The following is a 3,965-nucleotide window of genomic DNA, read 5'->3' on the forward strand; positions in this document are numbered from 1 at the left end:
CCACCCCCCCAAAATTTTTGCCGTCTTTCTTAATACCGCCCCCCGCGGGGCCCCCCCACCCCCGCAGCCACCCCCGGCGTCACCCACCCACCCGAAAGCCCACCCCCACACCCAAGCCCCGCGCAGCGGCCCCCACCCACCCCCAACACAAAAAAGCGCCCCCTCCCCAACCCAAAGGTCAGAAAGGGGACGCCCCCAAAGGCCCTGCTACAACCTCAGTTGTCGCCGTCCTCGTCGATCAGAAAGCCCCGCATAGGCGCCGGAGCCTGCTGCATAGGCTGCGGCGGCTGCGGCCGGACGGCCGCCATCGGCTGGGTCATCCCGGCCGGCTGCATCTGCGGCGCCCCGGTGTTGCCACCGGCCGACGGCCCGCCGAAGCTCGGCGCCGGCGGGTTCCCGCCGAAGGAGCTCTGCCCGCCGAAGGACGGCGTGCTGCCACCGAAGGAAGGCTGGTTCCCACCGAACGAAGGCGCACCCGAGGACATCGCCCCAGCCGGAGTCATCGAAGAGGAAGCCGGCGGCAACGAGGCGGTGGCGGGGATCCGCGGCGGCGCGAGCGAGTCGTCGGCCTGCGACTCCAGCTGACGGAGCTGGGTCTCCAGGTACGACTTCAGGCGCGTGCGGTACTCACGCTCGAACGCCCGCAGGTCCTCGACCTTGCGCTCCAGCGTCGCCCGCGCGGACTCCAGCGACCCCATCGCGACGCGGTGCTTCTCCTGCGCGTCCCGCTCCAGGGCGTCGGCCTTGGCACGGGCGTCGCGCTCCAGGCCCTCGGCCCGGCTGCGCGCCTCGCCGACGATCTTGTTGGCCTCGGAGCGGGCCTCGGAGATCGCCTGGTCGGCGGTCTGCTGGGCGAGCGCCAGGACGCGGGCCGCGCTGTCGCCGCCGGGCCCCTGCTGCTGCATCGGGCCACCGAGCGGGCCGCCGGGCCCCATCTGCTGCGGGCCGCCCATGGGACCACCCATCGGCTGCATCTGCTGCTGACCCAAGCCCTGCTGGCCCATGCCCTGCTGGCCCATGCCCTGGCCCATCGGGTTGCCCATCGGCTGCGGACCACCGGGGCCGCCCATCGGCTGGAGCATCTGGCCGCCCATCGGCTGGACCAGCTGCTGCTGGCCGCCCATGGTCTGGTTCATCTGCTGCTGCGGACCGCCGGGCCCCATCTGCTGCGCGCCGGGACCGGCCGGAAGCTGCGGAGCACCGGAGGGCAGGCCGAGCGGCTGGTTGCCCATCTGCTGCTGCGGACCGGGCCCCATCTGCTGCGGGCCGCCCGGGCCCATCTGCTGGGGACCACCGGGGCCCATCTGCTGCGGGCCGCCCGGGCCCTGCTGGCCGGGGACCGGCGGGCCGGATATGGCGGCCGGAACGGGCGCGCCGGGACGGGAGTCCTGCGGCGGTTCCTTCCGCATGTTGGCCTGGTTCTGCGCGGCGGCACGAGTCGCGGCGGCCAGCTTGGCGCGCAGGTCCTCGTTCTCGCGGAGCAGGCGGGTCAGCTCCGCCTCGACCTCGTCGAGGAAGGCATCGACCTCGTCCTCGTCATAGCCTTCGCGCAGGCGGACGGTCGTGAACTGCTTGTTCCGAACGTCCTCGGGGGTCAATGGCATCTCTTCACCTCAACGTGATCGTCGGCACACCGGCATCCTGTCGCATCGCTCACCTACGACTAGGGCCGCACAAGCGAGATCAGGACATACACAATGATCATCAGTACGAAGAAGGACAGGTCGAGCGCCACGCCCCCGAGACGCAACGGCGGGATGAACCGCCGAAGAAGCTTGAGCGGCGGATCCGTGACAGTGTACGTGGCCTCCAGGACCAGGACCATGGCCTTGCCGGGCCGCCACGAACGCGCGAACTGGAAGACCCAGTCCATCACCAGCCGCACAAGCAGGAACACAAGGAAGACGGTCAGGGCGTAATAGGCCACCGCCCACACGATCTCCATCCCGCTTCCCTCTCCCCGGTCCCGGGCCGTGAAGCCCACCGCCTGTCTAACCCACTGTCGATCAGATCCACACGTAAAGTCGTGGCCGGGTCAGCTCTGGTTGAAGAACCCACCCTCGGCGATCCGAGCCTTGTCCTCCGCCGTGACATCGACGTTAGCAGGAGACAGCAGGAACACCTTCTGCGTCACGCGCTCGATACTGCCGTGCAGACCGAAGACGAGTCCAGCGGCGAAGTCTACGAGTCGCTTGGCATCAGTGTCGTCCATCTCGGTGAGATTCATGATCACCGGGGTGCCGCCGCGGAACTGTTCCCCGATGGTACGGGCCTCGTTGTAGGTCCGAGGGTGCAGCGTGGTGATGCGGTAGGGCTCTCGTTCGTTCACTACCTTGGGCATGATCACCGGGGCGCTCTTCTCCAGGTTGTGGCGGCGTTCGGGTGTGATGGACGACACTGGGGCCATCCTCGGGGTCTCCTGCCGGATCGGGACCGCGGCCGGCACCGGCTGCGGGGTGATCGAGGAGACCGGGGCGGGCGCCGCGGCCGGCCGGGGAATGTCCTCCGTCCGCGCCCCCGTTCGAATCGGCTCGGGGTCCGCGTCGTAGTCGTCGTCGGGGTCGTACCCCTGGCCGTCGTACGTCTCGTCCTCCACGAGGCCGAGGTAGACCGCCATCTTGCGCATCGCGCCGGCCATGCTCCTGTCTCCTCCGCTCGGTGGTTCGGCGGCCAGGGCCAGTCGCCCTGCCTGCGGATTCCGCGACGGTCCGCCCGCGACAGCCCGTCAGATCGACTCAGATCGATTCGGATCGAATCAGATCGACGGATGGTCAGATTTCGTGAATTAGTGGCGGGGGCCGCGGAGCTGCGATCCACGGTTCACTAGCGCGCTGAAAGCTGCTAGTTTCTGTCCTATTTTGTCCTGCAGTCTGATCTACTTACTCGGTGACGTTACCTGAGGGGTGACCTCACTCCGAGTACCGCCGTTCCGACGCGCACGTGTGTCGCTCCGGCCGCAATCGCCTGCTCAAGGTCGCCGCTCATCCCTGCGGAGACCATGGTGGCAGCAGGATGGGCCGCCCGTACGGCGGTTGCGATTTCCGCCAGTCGATCGAAGGCCCGGGCCGGGTCGCCGGCCAGCGGACCGGCCAGCGGAGCGACCGTCATCACACCGTCCAGCCGCAGTCCGGGCGTGTCGGCGATGGCATCGGCCAGCTCGGCGACGTCCGCCGGGGCGACCCCGGCCCGGTGCCCGCCCTCCTCGCGCTCCTTGTCGAGCGCCACCTGCACCAGGCAACCGAGCTCCGGCCGCTCGGACTTGAGCACGGCCGCGGCGAGCGACTCCACCAGCCGCAACCGGTCCACCGAGTGCACGTGGTTCGCGTACCGCACGACCGAGCGGACCTTGTTGGTCTGCAGCTGTCCGACGAAGTGCCAGTCAAGAGGAAGGTTTCTGCACTGCTCCGCCTTGGGGGCGGCGTCCTGGTCGCGGTTCTCCGCGACGTCCGTCACACCCAGCCCGGCCAGCAGCGCGGTGTCCTCGGCGGGGTAGGTCTTGGTGACGACCACCAGCCGGACCTCGTCGCGGGCCCGTCCGGCCGCCGCGCAGGCGTCGGCGATCCGGCGCTCGACCACTTCCAGGTTGGTCCCGAGTTCCTCGTACCGGGCCCGCTGGCCCTCCGTCAGCGCCGCCGCGAATTCGGCGCCACCCGGGAACGGTCCGTAGATGTCGTTCGTCATCAGTGATCAGAGCCCAACCAGACGTAGCTCGCGAGCCGGCCCGTGCGCTGCTCGCGACGATAGGAGTAGTGATCGGCGGATTCGAGGGTGCAGACCGATGATCGCACCACCTCGGTGACCCCGGCGGCGGCCAGCTGGGCCACCACTCCTTCGGGCACATCCAGGGCCGGTGTTCCCCAGGACGTCTCGGCGAAGGCCGCGGGCACCACCGCGGCCACCTCGGCGCGCAGTTCGGCGGGCACCTCGTAGCAGCGCCCGCACACCGCGGGGCCGGTGGCGGCGAC

General features: G+C 69.7%; 5 protein-coding genes. All 5 read right to left on the minus strand.

Going from position 1 to position 3,965, the window contains the following annotated elements; all coding sequences use genetic code 11:
* Positions 1-215 precede the first annotated feature (215 nt).
* On the minus strand, positions 216-1,604 hold the full coding sequence (locus tag AB0O00_RS31605; protein ID WP_363657611.1) for a DivIVA domain-containing protein: 1,389 nt from the start codon (positions 1,602-1,604) through the stop codon (positions 216-218).
* A 59-nt stretch (positions 1,605-1,663) separates the two neighbouring features.
* Positions 1,664-1,945, minus strand: a complete 282-nt coding sequence (locus tag AB0O00_RS31610) for a YggT family protein (RefSeq protein WP_329928339.1) — start codon at positions 1,943-1,945, stop codon at positions 1,664-1,666.
* 90 nt (positions 1,946-2,035) lie between these two features.
* Positions 2,036-2,638, minus strand: coding sequence for a cell division protein SepF (gene sepF, locus AB0O00_RS31615; RefSeq protein ID WP_153460377.1), 603 nt, complete (start codon positions 2,636-2,638; stop codon positions 2,036-2,038).
* A 254-nt stretch (positions 2,639-2,892) separates the two neighbouring features.
* Entirely contained in the window at positions 2,893-3,681 is a 789-nt protein-coding gene (locus AB0O00_RS31620) for a YggS family pyridoxal phosphate-dependent enzyme (protein WP_363657614.1), read from the minus strand.
* The coding region (locus tag AB0O00_RS31625; protein ID WP_363657616.1) for a laccase domain-containing protein at positions 3,681-3,965 on the minus strand (285 nt) is incomplete at its 5' end. The genes AB0O00_RS31620 and AB0O00_RS31625, both read right to left, overlap by 1 nt.

This window comes from Kitasatospora sp. NPDC093558, assembly GCF_040683475.1.
In the GTDB taxonomy this organism is placed as follows: domain Bacteria; phylum Actinomycetota; class Actinomycetes; order Streptomycetales; family Streptomycetaceae; genus Kitasatospora.